General features: G+C 32.9%; 6 protein-coding genes. 2 read left to right on the top strand and 4 right to left on the bottom strand.

The window, feature by feature from the left end; genetic code table 11:
• Positions 1-281 precede the first annotated feature (281 nt).
• The 3 genes from AB8U03_RS17950 to AB8U03_RS17960 all read right to left on the bottom strand — a co-directional run bounded on the left by AB8U03_RS17950 (position 282) and on the right by AB8U03_RS17960 (position 1,061).
• On the bottom strand, positions 282-458 hold the full coding sequence (locus AB8U03_RS17950) for a transposase (protein WP_369705916.1): 177 nt from the start codon (positions 456-458) through the stop codon (positions 282-284).
• A 113-nt stretch (positions 459-571) separates the two neighbouring features.
• Entirely contained in the window at positions 572-802 is a 231-nt protein-coding gene (locus AB8U03_RS17955; protein WP_369705917.1) for a GlpM family protein, read from the bottom strand.
• A gap of 64 nt (positions 803-866) precedes the next feature.
• Positions 867-1,061, bottom strand: coding sequence for a GNAT family N-acetyltransferase (locus tag AB8U03_RS17960; protein ID WP_369705921.1), 195 nt, complete (start codon positions 1,059-1,061; stop codon positions 867-869).
• 549 nt (positions 1,062-1,610) lie between these two features.
• Here AB8U03_RS17960 and AB8U03_RS17965 point away from each other — a divergent pair.
• Both AB8U03_RS17965 and AB8U03_RS17970 read left to right on the top strand, forming a co-directional pair.
• Positions 1,611-2,759, top strand: a complete 1,149-nt coding sequence (locus AB8U03_RS17965) for an NAD-dependent epimerase/dehydratase family protein (protein ID WP_369705918.1) — start codon at positions 1,611-1,613, stop codon at positions 2,757-2,759.
• Positions 2,760-2,768: 9 nt separating this feature from the next.
• The gene (locus AB8U03_RS17970) at positions 2,769-3,911 is read left to right on the top strand and encodes a glycosyltransferase family 4 protein (RefSeq protein WP_369705919.1); all 1,143 of its coding nucleotides are present in this window, start codon (positions 2,769-2,771) and stop codon (positions 3,909-3,911) included.
• Positions 3,912-4,096: 185 nt separating this feature from the next.
• On the opposite strand, the gene AB8U03_RS17975 is transcribed toward AB8U03_RS17970, so the two are convergent.
• Positions 4,097-4,867 (bottom strand): sulfite exporter TauE/SafE family protein, encoded by a 771-nt coding sequence (locus tag AB8U03_RS17975; protein ID WP_369705920.1) that lies wholly within the window; start codon positions 4,865-4,867, stop codon positions 4,097-4,099.
• Between the last annotated feature and the right edge of the window lie 33 nt (positions 4,868-4,900).

Genomic DNA, 4,900 nt, shown 5'->3' on the forward strand with positions numbered 1-4,900 from the left:
TGATCTAATACTTTCTGGCCTTTTATCCCATGCATAGTAACTGCTTCTTTTTACGCAGAGAACCTGGCATAGCTTCGCTACTCAATATTTGCCGCAATTAGCTTTGATAAAAACTGGAATCTCTTTATTTTTGATTCTTGGCGAAGTAAGCTGCCGCTTTTTTTAGTATTTCATTTTCTTCTTTTAGATTTCTAATTTGTCCTTCTAACTTTCTTAACTTTTCATCCTCTGGCTTAAGATGACCACTACCAGGAAAAGGAGCTTCAGATGAATCCTTATATTTAATTACCCCACCCGTGTAATGTAGTAGGTTTTACTCCTAATTCTCTCGCCACTTTTGTTACTGGCTCACCAGCCTTTTCTAATCTCTTTACAGCTTCAATTTTAAATTCTGCACTATATTGCTGTTTNTCCTTTTCTTCATTTTTAGTATAACACGAGTTTCTAATGTCTATCAAAGTGGGTAAGAGTCAGTTTTCTGGATTTACGCTGCAAACATTAAAAATCACATGCTTAACAGCAATGGCTAATCTTAACGGACCTCAATTCTTGATTGAAGCATAACTTGATACTAAATGGAATTAAGTATATTATATTTTTTCAACATAAAATTTAGTACTAAAAGAAAGATTACAAAAGGTATAGCCGATAACATAGCAAAATATGTTGTTACTCGAACTTTTAAAACTCCTTGTTCTTTATACATAAAATAATATGCAAGAATACTTAAGCCAGGAAAACTTAATACTAATCCAGCAATATAATAATTATATGTTTTTGATATATAATGAACAGCAATCATAATAATAACAGCTAATACATTTTATAAGTAAATTCAATTGTAATCTCCTCTTTCATTTATTGATTTATTCTTCCGAAGGCATCTTAGGTCCTGTTAAATTTAATTGATAAAAAACAAGGTCTAGCCATTTACCAAATTTAAAGCCTGCTTTTGTTACTATACCAGAATACTTGAATCCTATTTTCTCATGCATTTTTATACTGACTTCATTTGGTGCGTCAATTCCAGCAACAACTGTTGCATATTCTCTTTCATTAATTTTGTTGCAATCCCCTGATTTCTATAATCCTAAGGAAGCAACCTGATTCAAGTTGGTTTGGTGAAACGAAAGGATGTATTTTTATCAAAAGAGCTTTTATTATACATTGATTTTTTGACAGCAACTCTATCAAAATCTGCACCAAAAGATGTATAAAAGTACAGCCATTTAAACTGTACTCTCTTTCCGTGTACTTGTGAAGCATACTTATTTTATTTTTTAGTTTATAAAATGGATATTATATAAAAATTATATAATTGATTTAGCAGATAATGTTAAGTTAACTTACAATAATGACTTAAAATTTATAGGTATGTTTGTCTAAATATGTGTTTTAAAGGCAGCGATGATCATATGGTGGAACTAAAACCAACAATACAAATATTAACGTGAGTTTAATGTAATTTTAATCTTGTTGAAATATAATAAAAAAATGAGAAGGCGGTGATAAAATAATTGGTTTTATAAGCAATACACATATTTCACAAAGTATATATGTGATAAATAAAAATAATAATGTAATTAGTAAAGCAATTAATGGAGGTAATTATGAATATAATTGTAGCAGGGGGAGATGGGTTTTGCGGCTGGCCAACAGCGCTCTATCTTTCAAAGCAGGGACATAATGTAGTTATTGTAGATAATTTAGTGAGAAGGAAGATTGATAGGGAATTAGGTTCTAATTCTGTGACGCCAATAGCTTCTTTGAAAAGAAGAGTAAATAAATGGAAGGAACTTACAGGAAAAGAGATTAAAATCTATATCGGTGATTTAAATCACTATGATTTTCTAAGCGAAGTATTCCGTCAGGTTAATCCGGAAGCTTTCATCCATTTTGCAGAGCAGCGTTCTGCACCTTATTCTATGATAGATAGAGAACATGCCGTTTATACTCAATCTAACAATGTGTTGGGAAATATAAATGTGCTCTATGCAATCAAAGAATTTGCCCCTGATTGTCATCTGATTAAACTGGGAACCATGGGGGAATATGGAAACCCAAATATCGATATAGAGGAAGGATTTATTGAAATTGAACATAAAGGCCGAAAAGATAGATTGCCTTACCCAAAGCAGCCAGGATCATTCTATCATCTATCAAAGGTTCATGATAGTAATAACATCATGTTTGCATGTAAAATCTGGAATATACGTGCTACTGATTTAAATCAAGGCGTGGTATATGGATTACATACTGATGAAACTATGATGGATCCAGTTTTAAATAATAGATTTGATTATGATGGTGTTTATGGTACAGCATTAAATCGATTCTTAATCCAAGCGGCTGTTGGACATGATTTGACTGTATATGGTAAAGGTGGACAGACGAGAGCATTTTTAAATATCAAGGATACGGTAAGGTGCATTGAAATAGCTGTTAATAACCCTGCTGAAAAGGGAGAGTTTAGGGTTTTCAACCAATTTACTGAGTACTTTTCTGTACTGAATTTAGCGGAAAAAGCAAAAAAGGCTGGAGAAGAATTAAAATTGAAGGTTGATATCGAGCATATTAAAAATCCAAGAGTAGAATTAGAGGAACACTATTTTCATGCTGTAAATACAAAATTAATTCATCTTGGATTACAACCTCATCTATTAACTGATGAAGTGCTGAAGGAAATCTTGAAAGTGGCTATTAAAAACAAAGATCGGGTTATAATAGGAAATATACTTCCAAAGATCACCTGGAAGTAGGAATCCACCATGAAAATAGCTATTGTTACAGAAACTTTTTTGCCTTCAACAGACGGAATAGTAACTAGGTTAATCAATGCAATAAGGTATATGAAACAACAGGGGCATGAAATTTTAGTTATTTCTCCGGATTTGGGAGAAGTGAATTATTCAGACGCAAAGATAGTGGGAATAAAAAGTGTTAATCTGCCATTTTATAAATCAAAAGGTTTTTCACTGCCATCAGCTAATGTAAAAAAAATCCTGGAGAATTTTAGACCTGATGTAGTCCATGCAGTTAATCCTTTATTACTAGCTGCATCTGGAGTCAAATATGCCAGAAAATTAGGTATTCCTTTGATTGCATCGTACCATACGTATATTCCAAAGTACTTGAAATATTATAATTTCCACGGCCCGATAAAGTCCCTGGCACAGTCCGTATTATGGGCATATACTGTGCATCAGCACAAGCAGGCTGTGATGAATCTATGTACTTCAAATAGTATAAAAGAAGAATTGGAAGCTCATAATATTTCCAATCTTCATGTTTTAAGGCGTGGCGTCGATACTGCCAATAGAGATCCCAAATTTTATGATGCTAATATGAGGAACTATCTTTTGCATGGCAATAATTGCAAGTATTTGCTGATTTTTGTAGGAAGATTGGCAGCTGAAAAAGAAATTCATAAAATAAAGCCACTTCTCGAAGCAAGAGATGATATTGCATTAGCAATTATAGGTGATGGCCCAGAGCGGGAGAACCTTGAAAAGGAATTTCAAGGTACTCATACATTATTTACAGGTTTTTTGCATGGAGAGAAATTATCTAAAGCTTATGCCTCTGCAGATGCTTTTATTTTTCCATCAATTACTGAGACACTTGGACTCGTTATATTGGAGGCTATGGCTTCTGGACTGCCTGTAATTGCGGCTGAAAGCGGACCGACAATGGAACAGGTTAAACATAAGGAAAATGGATTGATGTTCCAAAATGAAAATTTAGAAAGCATGAAAAATGCAATAAAGCTATTAAATGACAAAGAACTATTACAAACTATGAAAAAGAATGCTCGGCGAGAAGCGGAACAATTTAGCTGGGATAAAGCATCAAAGGAGTTATTGGATTTTTATTATAAAGCTGTTTATATTCACAATTCCAATTTTAGATAAGATACATACCAGTTGATGCATGGTGGCAGTAAATAAATCAGTAAGGTTAGGTTAAGGTGATGGTTGAAACAACTGAAAAACGTATTATATAAAGTAAAAAATTTCTGTGTAAAAGTATTGTTTCAACCAATAGCCAATAAGGGGTTTAATTTATAAATATTTACCTTCTTTTAATGTTAATTAGTCTATTCGATTATTGCTAGTACAGTCATAGCTATACCCATAGCCATAAAGCATATACCAACAACACTTCGTAAAGTCTTTTCATTAATTTTATTAGCATAACGGGAACCTAAAATTCCACTTAAGACTGCTCCGACAGCTAAGAAGCTGCCTAATTTAAGATTGATATTGTCTCTGGCTGCATAACCTGCAGCAGAAGAAAAAGCTGTTATGGACATTATAAGAGTAGAAGTACCTATAGCTTTATGCAGTGGAAATGACATTAATATTATTAAAGCTATAAGCACCATAACCCCTCCACCAGCTCCAAACAGTCCACTTAATATTCCTATGCCTAAGCCTGTAATTAAAACTGCTGATATTTTTTGCCATTCTTTTTTAAAATGAATAAGTCCTCTTGCAGTATCTGATAAATCATTTCTTTCTTTAAAACTATTATAAAACATTGATAAACCTCCGATAACTAAAAAAATTCCAAAGCTAAAGGAGAGTTTACCTTCTTTCATTCTGTTTGCAAATAGCGCACCTAATTGAGCCCCAATAACAGAAGTTAAAGCTATCCAAGTACCTGATTTAAGGTCTATGTTATCATTCTTGTAATAAGAATAAGATACAGTTAAAGAAGCTATAACATCCACGAAAAGACTTGTACCTATTGCAGTATGAACATTAACTTTAAAGAACATAGTTAAAATAGGAACTATAATCATGACTCCGCTAGCACCTATAAGACTTGTCATACCGCCAGTGATAGCACCTGTTGTATATGTCAATAACTTTTTAGGTCAAAAGGCCATCCAATTTTA

Source organism: Clostridium moutaii (assembly GCF_041205085.1).
Lineage (GTDB): Bacteria > Bacillota > Clostridia > Clostridiales > Clostridiaceae > Clostridium_B > Clostridium_B moutaii.

Excerpts from the sequence above, each read along its gene's own strand:
- AB8U03_RS17955 (WP_369705917.1), bottom strand. The coding sequence starts at position 802 with ATGATTGCTGTTCATTATATATCAAAAACATATAATTATTATATTGCT.
- AB8U03_RS17965 (WP_369705918.1), top strand. The coding sequence starts at position 1,611 with ATGAATATAATTGTAGCAGGGGGAGATGGGTTTTGCGGCTGGCCAACA.
- AB8U03_RS17970 (WP_369705919.1), top strand. The coding sequence starts at position 2,769 with ATGAAAATAGCTATTGTTACAGAAACTTTTTTGCCTTCAACAGACGGA.